General features: G+C 61.3%; 20 protein-coding genes. 12 read left to right on the top strand and 8 right to left on the bottom strand.

The features are described from left to right. Positions 1 to 9: 9 nt before the first annotated feature. On the bottom strand, positions 10 to 324 hold the full coding sequence (locus Q4S41_RS07190) for a hypothetical protein (protein WP_305030425.1): 315 nt from the start codon (positions 322 to 324) through the stop codon (positions 10 to 12). Positions 325 to 384: 60 nt separating this feature from the next. On the opposite strand from Q4S41_RS07190, the gene Q4S41_RS07185 reads away from it, so the two are divergent. The 10 genes from Q4S41_RS07185 to Q4S41_RS07140 all read left to right on the top strand — a co-directional run bounded on the left by Q4S41_RS07185 (position 385) and on the right by Q4S41_RS07140 (position 8575). After that, entirely contained in the window at positions 385 to 672 is a 288-nt protein-coding gene (locus tag Q4S41_RS07185; RefSeq protein WP_305030424.1) for a hypothetical protein, read from the top strand. Between the two features lie 95 nt (positions 673 to 767). After that, a complete protein-coding gene (locus Q4S41_RS07180) occupies positions 768 to 1061 on the top strand; it encodes a hypothetical protein (RefSeq protein WP_305030423.1) in 294 nt (97 codons plus the stop codon). Between the two features lie 16 nt (positions 1062 to 1077). Then, positions 1078 to 1350 carry a hypothetical protein gene (locus Q4S41_RS07175; protein WP_305030422.1) on the top strand — a complete coding sequence of 91 codons (273 nt, stop codon included), beginning with the start codon at positions 1078 to 1080 and terminating at the stop codon, positions 1348 to 1350. Positions 1351 to 1403: 53 nt separating this feature from the next. After that, entirely contained in the window at positions 1404 to 1787 is a 384-nt protein-coding gene (locus tag Q4S41_RS07170; protein ID WP_305030419.1) for a hypothetical protein, read from the top strand. 155 nt (positions 1788 to 1942) lie between these two features. Next, the gene (locus Q4S41_RS07165; protein ID WP_305030418.1) at positions 1943 to 2428 is read left to right on the top strand and encodes a hypothetical protein; all 486 of its coding nucleotides are present in this window, start codon (positions 1943 to 1945) and stop codon (positions 2426 to 2428) included. A 362-nt stretch (positions 2429 to 2790) separates the two neighbouring features. Then, positions 2791 to 4680: a hypothetical protein gene (locus Q4S41_RS07160; RefSeq protein ID WP_305030417.1), complete on the top strand. Its 1890-nt coding sequence runs from the start codon at positions 2791 to 2793 to the stop codon at positions 4678 to 4680. A gap of 336 nt (positions 4681 to 5016) precedes the next feature. Continuing rightward, entirely contained in the window at positions 5017 to 6348 is a 1332-nt protein-coding gene (locus Q4S41_RS07155) for a hypothetical protein (RefSeq protein ID WP_305030416.1), read from the top strand. A gap of 547 nt (positions 6349 to 6895) precedes the next feature. Then, positions 6896 to 7336, top strand: a complete 441-nt coding sequence (locus Q4S41_RS07150) for a hypothetical protein (protein WP_305030415.1) — start codon at positions 6896 to 6898, stop codon at positions 7334 to 7336. A 288-nt stretch (positions 7337 to 7624) separates the two neighbouring features. After that, the gene (locus tag Q4S41_RS07145) at positions 7625 to 7948 is read left to right on the top strand and encodes a hypothetical protein (RefSeq protein ID WP_305030414.1); all 324 of its coding nucleotides are present in this window, start codon (positions 7625 to 7627) and stop codon (positions 7946 to 7948) included. A gap of 216 nt (positions 7949 to 8164) precedes the next feature. Continuing rightward, on the top strand, positions 8165 to 8575 hold the full coding sequence (locus Q4S41_RS07140) for a hypothetical protein (protein ID WP_305030413.1): 411 nt from the start codon (positions 8165 to 8167) through the stop codon (positions 8573 to 8575). Between the two features lie 37 nt (positions 8576 to 8612). Here the strand turns inward: Q4S41_RS07140 and Q4S41_RS07135 are convergent, their stop codons facing one another. Beyond that, on the bottom strand, positions 8613 to 8750 hold the full coding sequence (locus Q4S41_RS07135) for a hypothetical protein (RefSeq protein ID WP_305030412.1): 138 nt from the start codon (positions 8748 to 8750) through the stop codon (positions 8613 to 8615). 304 nt (positions 8751 to 9054) lie between these two features. On the opposite strand from Q4S41_RS07135, the gene Q4S41_RS07130 reads away from it, so the two are divergent. Next, a complete protein-coding gene (locus Q4S41_RS07130) occupies positions 9055 to 9630 on the top strand; it encodes a dihydrofolate reductase family protein (RefSeq protein ID WP_305030411.1) in 576 nt (191 codons plus the stop codon). Between the two features lie 107 nt (positions 9631 to 9737). On the opposite strand, the gene Q4S41_RS07125 is transcribed toward Q4S41_RS07130, so the two are convergent. Beyond that, positions 9738 to 10148, bottom strand: a complete 411-nt coding sequence (locus tag Q4S41_RS07125) for an STAS/SEC14 domain-containing protein (RefSeq protein ID WP_305030410.1) — start codon at positions 10146 to 10148, stop codon at positions 9738 to 9740. Positions 10149 to 10166: 18 nt separating this feature from the next. Further along, complete coding sequence (locus Q4S41_RS07120; RefSeq protein WP_305030409.1) at positions 10167 to 10565, bottom strand: hypothetical protein; 399 nt, start codon at positions 10563 to 10565, stop codon at positions 10167 to 10169. Positions 10566 to 10777: 212 nt separating this feature from the next. Here Q4S41_RS07120 and Q4S41_RS07115 point away from each other — a divergent pair, with 212 nt between their 5' ends. Then, entirely contained in the window at positions 10778 to 12220 is a 1443-nt protein-coding gene (locus Q4S41_RS07115; protein WP_305030408.1) for a pectate lyase family protein, read from the top strand. 8 nt (positions 12221 to 12228) lie between these two features. Here Q4S41_RS07115 and Q4S41_RS07110 read toward each other — a convergent pair whose 3' ends face one another. From Q4S41_RS07110 to Q4S41_RS07095, 4 genes are all read right to left on the bottom strand, one after another. Then, positions 12229 to 12882 (bottom strand): hypothetical protein, encoded by a 654-nt coding sequence (locus tag Q4S41_RS07110; RefSeq protein WP_305030407.1) that lies wholly within the window; start codon positions 12880 to 12882, stop codon positions 12229 to 12231. 137 nt (positions 12883 to 13019) lie between these two features. Next, entirely contained in the window at positions 13020 to 13286 is a 267-nt protein-coding gene (locus Q4S41_RS07105; protein WP_305030406.1) for a hypothetical protein, read from the bottom strand. Positions 13287 to 13352: 66 nt separating this feature from the next. Beyond that, the gene (locus tag Q4S41_RS07100) at positions 13353 to 14945 is read right to left on the bottom strand and encodes a hypothetical protein (protein ID WP_305030405.1); all 1593 of its coding nucleotides are present in this window, start codon (positions 14943 to 14945) and stop codon (positions 13353 to 13355) included. A 53-nt stretch (positions 14946 to 14998) separates the two neighbouring features. After that, the gene (locus Q4S41_RS07095) at positions 14999 to 16042 is read right to left on the bottom strand and encodes an LLM class flavin-dependent oxidoreductase (RefSeq protein ID WP_305030404.1); all 1044 of its coding nucleotides are present in this window, start codon (positions 16040 to 16042) and stop codon (positions 14999 to 15001) included. Between the last annotated feature and the right edge of the window lie 136 nt (positions 16043 to 16178).

Here is a 16178-nt window from a genome sequence, read left to right as displayed (position 1 = left end):
CGAGATATTTTATGTAAGCCGTATGACTAAAATGTTTCCTCGCAGCACCTCATCTTCATTCTCGTTCCCCCATTCTGTTTTTGTAACTGCTTTTAATAGAGGGATAACGGCAGCATTTACATCTCCTTCACAGTCAAAGATGGAGTAAGCCACATAGCCAGGCCCACTGGCCAGTACGTCCAATAGGCTTACATGGCAGCCCAGCGCATCGGCTACCGCCTGCGTCACCTGGGCACGGCCCGAAGCATCGGGGAGGGCGAATTGCTCGGCTGGGATGGGTTGCGGTGGCTGGCCGGGTCGGTACAGGTTGGCGATTGTAGTCAAGTGCATTCGGATTAATGGTTTTCTGCCTAATTTAACAGGCCTAACCTTTAGTAAACCCAAATGTACCCCTCAGATAAAATTAAGAAGTCGCTTGAAGCCTTGCAGAACGAAAGACAGCACGCTATAGTGAATGGAGGAAATCCAACTTTGGCACCGTTGAGATATCCAACTGAGGGGCAATATTTTGATTCGTACCTATTAAGTAGGCTGCTTGATTTGGAGGAAGGCCTAAAGAAGGCACAGGAGACGATTGGGCAACTGCAGGAGCAAGTAGAGCAGTTGCAAAATCCACCCCAACACCCAGGGCATGAGGCTGGTGGGCCAGTGAAAAAGTTTGAAGAGTTCTAAGCGGCGAATAACCCTTGCGTCTCTCTGTGGTATTGAGAAGAAGCCCCGCCCTCACCCAGCGGGGCTTTTTCATGCCCGCTCCCTACCTTGCCCCCATGAAACACCTGCTACTCCAGGTGGCCTTCCTCGCGCTCTCCATTACTGCCCAGGCCCAGACCACCCACCCCCGTACCACTCACAAAACCGTCACCCACCACGCGGCGGCCAAAGTCAAGGTCAAGACCAAAACAGCCGCTGGCCCGAAGGTGTACTACTGCGCCAGCGGCAACACGGTCAAGTACCACGCCTCGCCCGGCTGCCGCGGCCTGGCCCGGTGCAATGCGGCCGTGGTGCCCATCTCGCTGGCCTTGGCCCAGCAGCGGATGGACCCGTGCAAGTGGTGCTATTAGCCTACCTTGCCCAGTGATGACCATCGAGAACTTCAACCACCTTTCCGACGAGGTGCAGCTAGCCTACGTCTACAACCAAGGCACCTACATTGCCCGGCGCTGGGACGACGTGCACCAAGCGGTGATGCTCTACCAAGTGCCCGCCGGTTTCTTTGTCGAGGTGAACTACGACGTGGACAAGAACGAAGTGGAGTTTTGCTTTGCCTTCGAAGCAGGAGGGGAGGACAACCGCCTGCCGGACTACGCCATGTTCGTGAAGCTGCCGGACTGGGTGCCGGACGCGGAGTAGCGGGCTCAACACACGAAATCCCACCCCTAGCCGTTGCGCTGCTTTCTCCTCCTATGGTCGGCTCCTCCTTCATCTACACCGTCTGCGGCAAGCGTCGTACTTTACTGAATACTGCTCAAATCGCGTCAGTTCATGTCAATGATGTTGACGTGGATTCCGAACCGGCTAGGCGGCGGTATGAAGAGTATGACCCGTTAGAAGGGAAAATTTATCTGCTCACCATCGTCATGGCCAACGGTTTGTACAGCGAATACCTGTACGCCACAGCTGAAGACCGTGACAAGATGTACGACGGGATTTTAGCCGCCTTAGCACCGGCCGCGACCATCATCGATACATCGCCCGACGTGCCGCGTAAGCCGGAGGGGCCTAAGACAGTCTACAACGGCTACACTGCCGCAGAAATAGAGCACGCAATGTCTGTAGTTCGTGACTAGCACTCAATACCCCGCTGCCAAGCCACCCCGCACGCCACGAGCGAAGAAAGGGGAGAAGTAATGCTCAAAAAGGCCCCAGCACCACTGGGGCCTTTCCTTTTCCTACCTTTCACACGAAACGACCACAGCGGCCGTTGTGCTGCTTTCCTCTCCTTATGCTTGGTTCCTCCTTCTTCTATACGCGCCGTAACGAGCGCCTCCAATTGCTCAACATGGCCGAGGTGGTAGCCATCTACACCGAGAACATCGACCGCACCACTCGAGAAGGGCAGCTTCGCTACGAGGATTACGACCCCGCGGTGACGGTGCTTTACACCATCCAGCTGTTGCTGACCAGCCGGCGGGAAATGGAGTACGTATTCGCTGGCTATGCCGAGCGAGACAGCGTATTCGAGGAAATGCAGAAGGCCGTTTCTCCTGGTGTGACGCTCAACATCGTTGAACCATTGATAAAGCGTATCACGCAGCCAGCGTGGCCAGATTATGACCGCGATAGTTATTCAAAGGCAGAGGTAGACCGAGCCATGAAAATGGCATTGGCGCAAATAAGGTATGACCGGGAGCAAGCCAAAAAAGCCGCCTCTACTCCACCAGCGCCGCCTGCACCTGAACCGGCAGCACAAGTAATCCCCCAGGTCTAGCCACCCCGCAAGCCCCAAGTAAAGAAAGGGGAGTAAAGGAGTGTACTTTACAAAATGCTTGGCGCACAACTCCCTCGGCGCCCGCTTTCCCTTTGCAATTTTATGGAAATACTCTCAAACGCAAAATAATGAATGTCTTTATTTGGTATTAATTCAGTGGAATGGTGTACCTGCATTGGCTGGCCGCTGCGAATAATTCTGTGCTATTCCTGCTTTGCTACTATTTTAAAGAGATAAATCCTAGTCGCAATAAGCCCAGTTTTTTCCTTGTAATGAGAAACGATAAGAAGGTGATTTGGTAATCCTTTTACCCTTTCAACCACTTAATCATGAGAACTAGTACACTTCGCGAAGCCTTTTATATGGCTCCGCTCCATTTCCTGTTGCTCTTTGTCTTAGGCACACTGCAACCAGACCGAGCCGTTGGGCAAGCTATTAATCCGTGTAATCTTATTCCCAATCCTTCTTTTGAGCAGCAAAATCAAAATGGGGGAGCACTGTCCGGATTCCCAGATAATGTGCGCTCTACTTTTTCCGCTCACGACGAAGTTGCCGGGTGGTCATTCAGTGGTGATGGCAATGGCATTACCAACGGAAAGCCAACCTATTTCGCAACCAACGCGCCTAGCGGCCTAACCAATCCCAATTCTAACAGTGCTCTCATCACAACAACAAATCCATACCAATACCTTGGCCCGGGGTTTCCTCCATTGAATAATAATTCGGCCTTGAACAACGGTGCAATTAGTATCATTACTGCCTCAAATGGCAGTTCACCGAGCGGGAGTGGTTATACTTTTGACCTTATCTCACCGACTGCGCCACTGATGTTAACCAGGGGGGAGTACTACGCAAGTTTTCAAGCTTATCACGTACCGGCTGGCATTGCGACACGCCTAGGCATGTGCCTGTCCACTGCTACTGGGGGGCTACGTAATTTTTCTAACTCTCCAGGCACTACTATGCAGAGTCTTGGCGTGTTACCTAATTCCAGTTGGACGAAAGTGAATGGAAAAATTACTATACCAACGCCCTCATCACCCGCATTGCCTGATTCCCCACAGCCATGGTATGTGACTATTGGTAATTTTGACCTTTCCACTTCTTCAGTTGGTAGAGCCCGTTATCACATCGACGAAGTAGAACTGTATAAAATTCCCACAGCTGGAAACTCTTCGTCTGTATCATGCTCAGAACTAGTAACCCTAGGGGAGGGGTGCCCTGTTCCGGGAGCTAAATACGCTTGGTCTGCCCCCGGCATGCCCTTAACAGTTAGTTACACATCTTTTCAATTAGATGTTCGTCCTAAGAAAACGACCACTTACACGTTAACTGTATCACTGCCTGATGGAAGCACATCTACATCAACCGTCACGGTCACGGTAAGCGGTGCATGCCCAAAGATTATTGGCCCTGATGTCATCTGCCCTAGCTTTAGCAATACGTACACGGCCGACCCATCACAAACCGTGGTTTGGACGACATCACCAACTGGCTACTTTACCGTGCAGAATTGGACTGGTCCGACATTTACGACCAGTGCGGCCTCGGCAACACCTGGGCAAGGGTACATCACGGCTACATTTATAAATCTGCCCACCCAGCCGACAGTCACCAAGTTAGTTACCACACTAGGTACGGGCTCAATTGACACAGACCTTGATTTAAATGGGGCACAAAAGCTCTGCCCCGGTAATACGGTGCGCATCAACGTAATCGGCCAGAATCTATTTCCGCCCTACTATTGGACAGTCACCAACTATTTTAATGGCAACCCAAAGACCCCGTTATCATTCACGACGCAAGTCCCTTATGTAGACGCCGGTGTGGGACTTGATGAAGTTGACTATACAGTGACTACAATTGACTGCCCAACCGGGCAATTCCTGCCAGAGGCGCCCCGTACTCTCATTCCCTGGACGAACCCTGATGGCAGCACTTACTGTGACCCTTACTCACCTTACCGGACAGCCTTTAACCCAACGATTGGAGTTGCAGACAACTACCTTGAAGTGCGCAATACCTTGACCAAATCGGCCTTACCACCCAACTCGAAACAGGTGGTGAAAACTACCGCGCCGGAGGAAATGGAAGCAAGCCTTTTTGATAATCACGGCAACAATGTTGGGTCCGCTAAAGCATTCAGTGGAACATTGCGTATTATGACCTCCAACTTACCTGATGGGCTTTACCATGTGGTGATGCACAACGGCGGTCAAGTAGTCAAGCGTAGCGTGTTGTTGCAGCGATAATACAAATAGTTACAACAAAAAGCTCCAGCCCCAAAGCTGGGGCTTTTATTTTTATAGACAGTGGTAACTCAATTAATGCCAGAACTTTAACATATAATTAGTTAAAGTCTTCATTTACCCGTTACTGTAGCTTTAAGAGCAGGTAATTGCCGGGCTGTGCCCCGTCGATGGTGGGGCTGATGGGATTGCTCAACGTCAGATGCTCGGGCAGGGGTGTTGCGGCTGGGATAAGGGTTGGCTCCTCCGAGCAGCTGACCAGCAAGCCATGACACCTGTCGACCTTGCATTATCGAAAGGTTCGAACACCCTCACCGCGCCATTCCTATCTTCGCTGGCATGAAGCTCACCTACCGCCAGGTCCTGTCCCGCCCCGATGCCGACGGCCGCTGCCGCGTGGTGCTTGACGTAGCCTGGGACGGCCAGCGGGCCAAGCTGGCCACCGGCGTGAGTTGCTTGCCGGCCCACTTCAGCCCCGAGGCCCGGCTGGTGGTCATGCGCAAGGACCCCGACGCCACGCGCCTCAACAACGAACTGGCCAAAGTGGAAACCGCCGTCAACACGGTCTTCACGCTGGCCTCGGCCGAGAGCCGGCCCGTGACCGAAACGGAACTCGTGGCCGCCGCCCGCGTGGCCCTCGGCAAGAAGCCCGCCGGCAAGCGCGCCGCGGCCGAGGCGCCCACGGCCACCACACCCCGCGACTTTTACGCGCTGTGGCAGGCCGAAAACCCCGGCCAGACCTACAACAGCGCCCGCCGCTACAAGCAAGTGGTGGGCCACCTCGAAGCCTACCACCCGGCCTGGCCGGTGCTGGCCCTCACCCGCAAGGACTTGCTCGACTACCTGGCCTACCTGGCCGCGTTGGGCCTGGTCGACAGCACCGTGAGCAAGCACATCAAATTCCTGCGCGAGTGCTTCCGGCTGGGCGGCAAGGTGTTGCCCGCTTGGCTGAAAATCAAAACCCGCTACGGGCGGGCCCCCGCCCTGCAGCAGGCCGAGCTGCGCGCGCTCATGGCCCTGGAATTGACCGATGACGAGTTGCGCGAGGAAGCGGCCCTGTTCACGTTCCAAACGCTGCTCCTGCTGCGCGACTCCGACCTGCGGGCCCTGCGCCCCCACCACGTCGCCCCCGTCGATTTGCCGGGCTATCCGGCCACGCCGGTGCTCACGTTTCACCAGGCCAAAACCGGTGACGAGGTGCGCGTGCCGCTCCCGCCCGCCGCGGCCGCCATCTGGCACGGGTGGGCGGGGCGCCCGCCCGTGCCCAGCCAGCAGGAGCGGAACCGCCGCATGAAGCAGCTGGCCCGCGTGGCCCAGCTCACCCGGTCCTTCGTGCGGGTGCAGTACGTGCGTGGCGAGGCCACCGAAGAGGTGCTGCCTCTCCATAAAGTCATTACTACCCACACGGCCCGCCACACCGGCGCCGACCTGGTCATGCTCGGGTCGGGCGGGGATTCCAACCTGAAGGAGAAGGCGCTGGGCCACGCCGGTGTTTATGGACACGATGCCCTCGAACGCTACGGCCCGGCGCTGCTCAAGGCCTGGGAGAGGGTGCTGGGTGCAGTGGGTGCAACGGAAAAAAATGCACCCACTTTGGCCGGTATCGTACACCAGGACGTGCCAAGCCAAGGCGGGGGCGGGGTATTGATTCGGCGGGTCTCTTACCGCTGAACCGTATGAGCTATCAAAAGGCTGACACCAGTTGGGCCCACGAAAACCCTCCCTGCGCATTGCGGGGAGGGATTTTGTTTTTGGGCAACAAAAAATACAACGCAATGACGAGCTTTAATGGTTGAGATGGCGCTGGAGGCTATTGGGAGACGTTGCAAGGCAATATTTCTTAACACGGAAAAGCCCCGACCAATCGGCCGGGGCTTTTTGATGGCTCTGGTATTTTTTCAGCCTGGCCAGCCGCCGGCCTGCCCGTCGCGCCGCAGCGGTTTGATGCCCAGGGCCGGCTGGTGCGGACGTGCCCGACCGGCGCCACGGTGTTCGAAACCGCCGGCCTCTGCCTGCTGCAAACCGGCGCCGCCGCCCAGCGGTAGCATCACGTGGCGGCGGCTTTGCAGTGGGGCGCACCCGGGGCCGTTGGCAGAGGAGGAGGAGGAACGAGCTACGCCGCCCACCCCAAGGCAGTCCGCAAGCCCTGCACGGGCCGGAATGGGGGAAGAAGTGCCGCTTCATGGGCGCTTCAGGGGCCCTGGTGTACCTTTTGCCCATGCAACCCACTCCCTCATTCCCGCTGCCGTTTGCGGGCCTACCGGTTTACTTTCAGAATGCCGCCGGCCGCCTCCTCGAACATCCCGCCGGCTACATCGTCTTCCAGTACCACCCCGGCAAGCGGGCCCTGCCTGATTTTCAGGCCCTGCTCACCCACACCAGCCAGTTGCTGCGCCGCAACCGCTGGCACCGCGTCCTGGCCGACCAGCACCGCATGGTTCCCTTCACCGAAGAGGAAACCGCCTGGGTTACGACCTTCTGGCTCGACCCGGCCAACCAGCCGGCCGGGGGCCTGCACGCCGCCGTGGTGCTGGCCGATGACGTCTTCGCCCGCTTGGCCACCAACATGATGCGCGAGACGCTGCAGTCGGCGGCCCTGACTTACCGCCTTTTCAAGGACGAAACAACGGCTGCCGCCTGGCTGATGCAGCTACGGTAGCAAGCTCCCCCAAATCCCAGCTACCCGCCCGCCCCGAACGAAAAACGAAGAACAACAGGAGAGCCGCCCTGCCCCACCCGGCGGGGCTTTTCCTTTTCCCTGGCACCCGAAGCAGCCGGGTGGCCTTGGTGCTGCTCGGCCCTGTCGTGCCGGCACGCAGGCAGTTGCCAGGCCGTGCAAAAAGGAAGCATTAAACCCTGGGCAAAACGTGGGCTCCAACCAATCGAAATGGCCTCGCAAATGAAGCCTTAGTTTTTAATTCATTCTTTTTATCCGCCCTGATTTTTTATGAACACTCGCCTGTTTTCCGTCGCTGTTGCCCTGCTCGCAACCACCCACCTGACCGTTTCCCACGCCCAGACCCGCACCCCCGGCGTGAATGCCCGCCAAGCCCGGCAGGAAGCCCGCATCAACCGTGGGGTCGCCACGGGCCAGCTCAACGCCCGCGAAACCGCCCGGTTGCAGGGCCGCGAGGCCAATTTGCAGGCCGAGAAGCGGGCCGTGAAAGCCGATGGGGTGGTGACCCCACAGGAGCGCCACCAGCTGCGCCGCACCGAGAACCGCGACAGCCGCGCTATTCACCGGCAGAAGCACGACGGCCAGGTGCGCTAACCGGCCGCGCGAAACAACTGCTCCCCAAAAAGCCCTGCCCACCCCGCGGGGCTTTTTGCTGCCTTGTTTCGCACGAAACACCTTACCCCTGCTTGCTCACCGCCATTGCGGACGTACTCAACTACCCCACCCGGCGGGGCGAGGCGCTGGGGCAGCTCATGGATTCGAAACGTCCAGCACGAGCGCTACCTTCGGGTTCCCTTTTCCGCGTCCCGTATGACCGCCCCCGAGTCCGCCTTCGAATTACTTGTCGCCACGTTTGAGGCCGCCGCCGCCGAGGACACCCGCTTGCGCGAGCTGCACCCGCCCGAACCCGGCTACCAACCCGAAGACGGGTACATCACCCCGAACTCCGTGGCGGCCTTCAAAGACCAATTAGCCGCCTACGAACCCCAGCGGCAGGCAAAAGCCCAGGCCGAACAAGCCCTGCACGCCGCCAAGGCCGCACTGGATGCCTGGTTTCCGGCCCCGGTGGCCGCGGCGCTGGCCGAGGGGGTGGCGGTGGTGGCCCCGGCGGCGGAAGGCACGATTGCGCTGGTCAGGCACAACGACGCCTACCTCATCGAGCGGGCCGCCACCCGGGAAGAAGCCCTCAATAAGATTGAGCGTTTTCTCAACCAGTTTTAATTAAGCCTTAATTAAGCGGCAACCCCACCCCGCGGGGCTACACGCCCAGCAGGTGGTGCTCCCACAGGGCCCACACCAGCCCGGCCGCGGCGGCCCCGCCCATGAGGATATAAACCACCCGCGCCTGGCGCGTGCGGAAGGAGTCGAGGTGCGTGCGGAGGGTGCTGAATTTCATGACACGGGCAGCTAAGGGAGGGTTGTACTCCCGTCCGTTGGCAAGGTTGCCGGAGGTGGGTTATCAAATAGTTAAGACGGGCACGGGCCGGCACGAACGCGGGGCTGTTTGCTACCCCAGGCCACTCTGCAAGGACCGCACGAAGAAGGGGGCGGAACAGCCAACAAATACCCGCGCATCTTCGCCGGGCGGCATACCACCCGCAAATGGACGCATACGGCCCATTCATTTGCCGCGATTGGCCCTGCTCCCAATGCTTCCGGTGGCAGACCTTTGCGCCACCCCTCCCTAACCGGCACCCCACATGCGAACGATTCGAATCATGGCCCACGTCTCCCTCGACGGCGTCATCCAGCACGACAACAGCGACGGCTTCGCGCACGGCGACTGGACGGCTCCCTACCGTTCGCCGGCCGGGCTGGCGGCCGTGCTGGAAGCGCAGGGCAGCGCCTTTGATTTGCTGCTGGGCCGCCGCACCTACGACCTCTGGGCCCAGTACTGGCCGCAGGCCGGGGACAGCCCGATGGCCCGCCAACTGAACGCGGCCACGAAGTACGTGGCCACCCACCGGCCGCAGGGCCTCGCCTGGGGCCCGTCCGCAGACCTGGGGCCGGACGTGCTGGCGAGTATCCGCGCGCTCAAGGCCACCGAGGGCCCAGACCTGCTCGTCTGGGGCAGTTCCACGCTGACGTCCGCGCTGCTGGCCCAGGGCCTGGCCGACGAGGTGGTGCTGCTGGTCTACCCGGTCTTGCTGGGCCGGGGCAAACGCTTTTTCTCAGACAGCGCCGCCCCGTGCGCACTGGCCCTCGTTCGCTCCCAGGCCCTGCCCACGAGCGTGCTCGTCAATACCTTTCAGTACGTGGGGGCGCTGCAGTCCTGAATTCCCGCGGAGTGTAGGCCTTTCCGGGTTATCAGTGAAGAAAAAAGCCCACGAAAAAGCCCCGGCCAATTGGTCGGGGCGTCGTTAATACGGCCGGCCGGCAAGAACTACGCCCGCTGCTGGCAGCGGCGCAGCCACTGCTCGGCTTCTTCCGTGGTGCTGAACACGTCGGCATCGAAGGCCTTGAGCTGCGCGTAGAAGTTGGCGGCCGAGCCGTCGGCCAGGGTTTCGGGCGTCGAAATCAGGGCGAAGTACTTCAGGCCGGCGGCGGCGGCGTTGGGCGCCCATACGTTGATGACCCAGTCCATGGAGTGGTCCCAGGGCCCGCGCACGGCGCGCGTGTCGTTGAGCACGCAGGCAAAGCCCGACTTGGCCAGGGCGGCTGTGTAGGCGCGGGCCCCTTCCTGGATGCTGTCGGCCGTGAGGTAGCCCTGCCAGTTGACGGCAATCCATTGGTTGCCGGCGTCAGTGTCGACGGTCAGGTAGGTGCGGCCCAACGAGGTTTTGAGTTCTTGCATAGCGGTGAAGGTACGGGCTTATTCTGCGCCGCCGGCCCAGGCCCGGGCCAGTTCCAGGTCGGTGAAGCGGCGGATTTCGAAGTCGACCACGGACTGTACCCGTTGGTACATGCCGTCGATGGTGCGGCGGTTGAGCGCATCCTGCGATTCGAGCAGGGCGAAGCGGCGCACACCCAGCCCGCCCAAGGCCAGCAGCACCTCCTCGAAGCACCACTGCAGGTCGCGCGGGTGTACGGCCCCGAGCAGCCGGTCGTCGGCAATCCAACCCGTGACGTGGTGCTGGCGGGCCAGTTCCACGGCTTTCCGAACGCCTGCGCGAAACTCCGCCCCGGTGGCAAAGCCCAGCCAGTGGGTTTCCAGGCTGGGGGAGGGGCCCGGGTGGAGGTACAGGTTCAGGTACGGAAACGCGTGGGTCATAGGAGGGGGACCCAGTGTAGCCAGGAACACCCCCTACGGCGATGAAGCCGGGGAGTTGTGGGAGCCCGGGAGCCCTGCCCCCGGAAGTAGTTAGCTACCGGCAGAAAAGGGCTAACATGCTACAGATTACCGACGGGCTTCCCGAGGAACTTGCCGGTGCATTGGGGGAGGTGGGTGCCACTGCCAACCTGCCCTCTGCTTTGTTTTGTTGTATGTCTCGTTCCCGACTTCGTGCGCTCATTCTGCCCCTCGGCCTGCTGCTGGGCTTGGTGGCTAATCAACCAGTTCAGGCGCAGCTGGTTGCCTTTCCCGGGGCCGAGGGCTTTGGCCGCCTGGCCACCGGCGGCCGGGGTGGCCAGGTGGTCGAAGTAACGACTCTTGCCGATGCCGGACCGGGCAGTTTGCGCGATGCGTTTACCCAATACCCCGGCCAGCCCATCACCATTGTGTTTCGGGTGGGTGGACTCATTGAGTTGCAGTCGGCCCTCAAGCCCAGCCGCTCCAACGTCACCATTGCCGGCCAGACGGCCCCCGGCGCCGGCATCTGCCTGAAGAACTACTCCCTCAAGCTGCACGGCACCAACCTGATTGTGCGCTACCTGCGCTCCCGGCCCGGCAATACGTCGGGGGCCAACACCTCGGGCGTGTACGGCCTCAACATGGAAAACTGCCGCAACTTCATCGTGGACCATTGCTCATTCAGCTGGTCTATTGAGGAAACGGCGACCTTTTACGACAACCGGAACTCCACCGTGCAGTGGTGCCTGGTCAGCGAAAGCCTCAACTCGTCCTTCAACGGCAAGGGCGACCACGGCTACGCCGGCGTGTGGGGCGGGCAGTACGCCACCTACCATCACAACCTGATTGCCCACCACCACAGCCGCGCCATCCGCTTCAACGGTGCGCGCGCCCACGACACCACGGCGGTGGTGGACTACCGCAACAACGTGATTTACAACTGGGGCGACATGTACGCCGCCTACGGCAACGAGGTGGTCATCCCCGGCGGCCGGGGCCAGCTGAACCTGGTCAACAATTACTACAAAGGCGGGCCGGCCACCCCGGCCACGCGGGCGGCCATCATCTTCGACATCACCCAGGCCTACGACGCCACGCAGCCCGAGCGGCCCGTGGCCACGGTGTATGCGGCGGGCAACTACGACGCGGGCTACCCGGCGGTGACGGCCGACAACTGGCGCGGCATTCGCCTGCACTACTACCCGGCCACGGCCGCCAACACTGCCCGTTTCAGGCAAGCGGCCGAAACGCCTCAACTCGCCCCCGTCACCACCCAGCCGGCGGAGGTGGCCTACCGGGCGGTGCTGGCCGGGGCGGGGGCCACGGTGCCCCTGCGCGACGCCCTCGATGCCCGCGTGGTGCGTGAAACACTTACCGGCACGGCCAGCGGCAGCAGCCCCGGCGGCAGCGCCACCTACGGCCTGCACCAAGGCATCATCGACTCGCAGGCCGACGTGGGCGGCTGGCCCGCCTACCCCTCCGGCCCCGCGCCCGCCGACAGCGACCACGACGGCCTGCCCGACAGTTGGGAAACCGCGCACCACCTGAACCCGCACGACGAAACCGACCGCAACGGCATCGGGGCCAGCGGCTACACCCATCTGGAGGACTACCTCAATAGCCTGGTAAAATCGTAGGCACCCGTTTACAACGACGTGCCGCGGTAGGCTTTGATGGTGAAAACGGGCGAGCGATGCGCCTGCACTATCTCCTGCAAAAGCGCTGGCTGGGTGCTCAGGAAGTCCACGTTCAAATGGCTGGATATCTTGATGATAAAGGGTAGGTGGCTGTGCGATACATCAATATCGCTGTAAAAGGACCCTTCCCTTTTAAATACGCCAGTGGGATAGGAAAGAAGTTCCCGGACAAAAGTGAACACCGCCTGCTTTTTCAACAGCAAAGCCCCTCTAAATTCATTGGCCACCTGGTGCTGGGCAAACAGGGTGCGTAGCGCGGACAAGGTTTTCTGCGTATTCGGCCACCACGCCTCGTCGTACTTATCGTGCGTGATTACCCAGTCCGACCCGTCGTCGAAGGCTGAAACCACCTGGCTGAACAACGTCTCGTAGTGGGCGATGAACTTGGTCAACCCGAAGTCTATCCCCCGGCTGATGGCGTGCGCTTCGCTGGCTAATTGAAAAGAAACACCATACCAAGGCGTCTGAGAACCGGCGTCGCCGATTAGAAAGCGTTGGTAATGCTTGCGGTTGTAGGGAAACAGCGCCTGGGTGGCCGGCTTGAAGCCGACGCTGGCGCGGGTTCTTTTCGCCCAGCGCAGGGGCTTTCTTGTAGCAGTCATGTCGCTTGTTCGGTCTGCGTGAAAAAGGCTTCGATTCCCCGCTTCGGGTACGTTTAGGAGCGGCTGTGCAAAGTGCAACCGCCCTCCGCCCGCCTTAATACTGTTCGGACGATACGAGGCGGGCGGGCTGAACCGCATCAGGTGGTAATGCTCAGCAAGTGGCTGCGGTTCTGAAGCGACCCCTCCGCAGCGGCGTCGGACTGCACGTGCACGTAGTACTCCACCGCCGTGCCGGGAGCCAGCACGTCCTCGTCGAGGAAGGGGCAGCGGGCGTTGACGGCCACCCGGTGCCAGGGGCCGGCAGCCCCGCCCACGCGCCGGAAAATGTGGGCACGCTCGCCCGGATGGGCTGAAAAAGTTAACCGACGACCGGTGGGCGCGAGCACGAGTTCGGGAACAGGCATGCCTTACATACGAACAAAAGGGACCCGTGGGAGCAAAGGATGCTTGGGCACTTGAAGACCAATTAATTAAGGCAGCGTGGCGATTAGCTTGCCCAAGCTTTGGCTGGCTTCCGGACCATACCCGTACGACGCCAGCGTGCCGTGCACCGCCATGCACGCCAACAGCTCTTGCATAAGCGGCGACTCCTGCCCGGTTTTTTTGTTCGACCGGATGAGCGGGGCCCAGTGTGTGCTTCGCGGTTCCGTTTGCAAGCTGCGCTCAATCATGGCCGCCACGGCCTTCAGGAGCTGCTGGTGATGGGCCAGCAGGTGCTGCAGCATCAAGGCCAGGCTCTTGGGGTCTTCGGGGGCGGCAGAGCTTGGGGCTGACCGCCGGCCGACGGCCTCGCACAGTCGCAGGGCCGTGCGCACTTGCCGGAGCACGCGCCAGACGGCGGTCCAGAGGTGGTTGGTGATGGTGCTCTGCTCAAACAGCGGCGCCAGTTGCGCCACGTGCTGCCGGACGGCGAAGGCCGCCGAGCCCGCGTAGTTGGCAAATTGCCACACGGTCTGGTGGTCCAACGCGCCGTCGGGCGAGAGCGAGCGCCAGCTATAGGCGTTTTCCCTTGCTTCCACCCGCGAAAACCAGGATTCGGTGAGCGGGGGAGCCACGCGTTCCAAAAGCAGCTGCAGCCCGATTTGGGTGAGCTGCGCAAAGGTCAGAGAAGCCACGGTCTGGCCCTGCGCGTCAGCCTGCTGCGCCAGTGCATCCAGGCCGTCCAGGATGCCGGCCAGGGTAAATTCGTAGAGCGCGGACGCATCGTCGCGGGGCAACTGGGCCAGGGCCGCGCGCAGCAGCCGGAAAACGGGCAGCTCCGTGTACGGTTGGCCGGGCGTTTCGGCGCGCGCGTAGACCCCCGCCAGGAGCCCGAGCAACTGGGCCAGCGGCGCGGGCTGGCGGGCCAGCTGCGCAAGGCGCTTTTCGCGCCGCCGGTGCGCCCCGGAGAGCGAAGCCAGAACGCCGCCCCACGCCGGTTCCCGCAGGTCGCCGCGCGCCATGGCCCCCAGGAGCTGGGCCATTTCGTTGGCCGGGTCGCAGGCGGCCACGTGCAGGAGCCAGGGCGTCAGGTTCAACCCCGCCACAAAAAACGTCACGGCGACCATCACCAGCTGCCAATCGGCGGGCCGCGCGGCGGGAACTGCGGGCGCCCCGAACACCAGACGGGCCGGGCCCGGGCCGGCTTGCAGGGAGCTGCCGTAGGCCTGCAACACCGCCCCGAGGTCCAGCAGGGGCGGGCGGGGTTCGGGCACGAGCGGCAACGGCCCGGGCAGGAGCTGCGCCAGCACGCCCCGCACGAAGCCCAGGTGCCGGGGCTCAAGCGCGTGGTATGCTCGGCGGGCGTACCCACCCAGAATGGCCCGCAACGGCTCGCCGACAAACTCCGCAAATTGGGCGGCGGCGGTTTCCGGCGTGAACCCATTCAGCTCCACATGCTCGGGGTCGCTCAAAACCCATTGGCCCGTGCGGTAATTGAAGGACATATCGGCCGAAAAGCCGGGCAGCAGGCGGACGCCTATCTCATTGAACACCGCCACCGCGTCGCCAAGCAAGTAGAGCGCATCCAGGTGCAGGGCAACGTTGAGTTCGCCCAAGGGCGCGGGAGCGGTGGCTGGGGTCATGCCCGCGAAGATAACCAGGCGGCGGTCAGGCTGGTAGGGCCCACCGTCAACAATCAGGAAAGCACCGGCTCGGTACTGCTGGGCCGCGGGATGCGCCGCAGCACATCGGCCAGCACCCGGTAGGAATGCACCCGGGCCTCGTGCGCGAAAACGTTGGTCACGGCCATGATTTCGTTGACTTGCGTTTGCTCAATAAACCGCTGCAAGCCTTTCTGCAGCGTGGCCGGCCCGCCAATAAACGAGTAGGCCAGCATTTGCTCGACGGCGTATTGCTGGGCCGGTTCCCAGAACGGGGCCATCGACTCGACGGGGGGCGGGAGCTGGGCGGGCTTGCCCTTGATGACGCCCAGCATGAATTGCTTGAGGGACGTGGCCAGCCACTGCGCTTCCGCGTCGGTATCGGCGGCCACCACGTTCACGCAGGCCATTACGTAGGGCGCGGCCAGCGCCGCCGAGGGGCGGAAATTCTGGCGGTAGATGTCGAGCGCGGCGAAGAGCTGCGCCGGGGCAAAGTGACTGGCGAAGGCGTAGGGCAGGCCCAAAGCAGCGGCCAGGTAGGCGCTGTCAGTGCTGGAGCCCAGCACCCAAATCGGAATATCGAGCCCTTCGCCGGGAATGGCGCGCACGTTACTGGTGCTGTTATCGGCAGAAAAATAGGTTTGCAGCTGCTGAATGTCGCGCGGGAAATCCTGCACGGTCCCGAAGCGGCCGCCCCGGATGGCCTGGGCCGTCACCTGGTCGGAGCCGGGCGCACGGCCCAGTCCCAGGTCGATGCGGCCGGGGTAGAGCGTGGCCAGCGTGCCCAGTTGCTCGGCTACCACCAGCGGGGCGTGGTTAGGCAGCATGATGCCACCCGAACCCACGCGCAGCGTGGTGGTGCCCCCGGCGATGTAGCCAATGAGCACCACCGGGGCCGAGCTGGCCACGCTGGCCATGTTGTGGTGTTCCGAGAGCCAGAAGCGGGTGTAGCCCAGCTGCTCAGCCTGTTGGGCCAGGTCCAGGCTGTGGCGAAAGGTATCGGCGGGCGTGGTGCCGGCGGCAATGGGCGCCAGGTCCAGCACGGAAAAAGCGACGGAATCAGAGGAGCTTAACGGCATAACAAAAGAGCGAAAACCGGGCAAGTTGGGATAATTGATTAGCGACACGCAGAATGAATCGACGAGGTATTAACAGGCATTGCCTCCGACTGTTCCGGTGTGGGGCGTGGCCCAAGGCCAGCTCGGCGCAGGTGAG

Source organism: Hymenobacter convexus, from assembly GCF_030580955.1.
Lineage (GTDB): Bacteria > Bacteroidota > Bacteroidia > Cytophagales > Hymenobacteraceae > Hymenobacter.
This window is presented reverse-complemented; position numbering and strand designations above follow the sequence as displayed.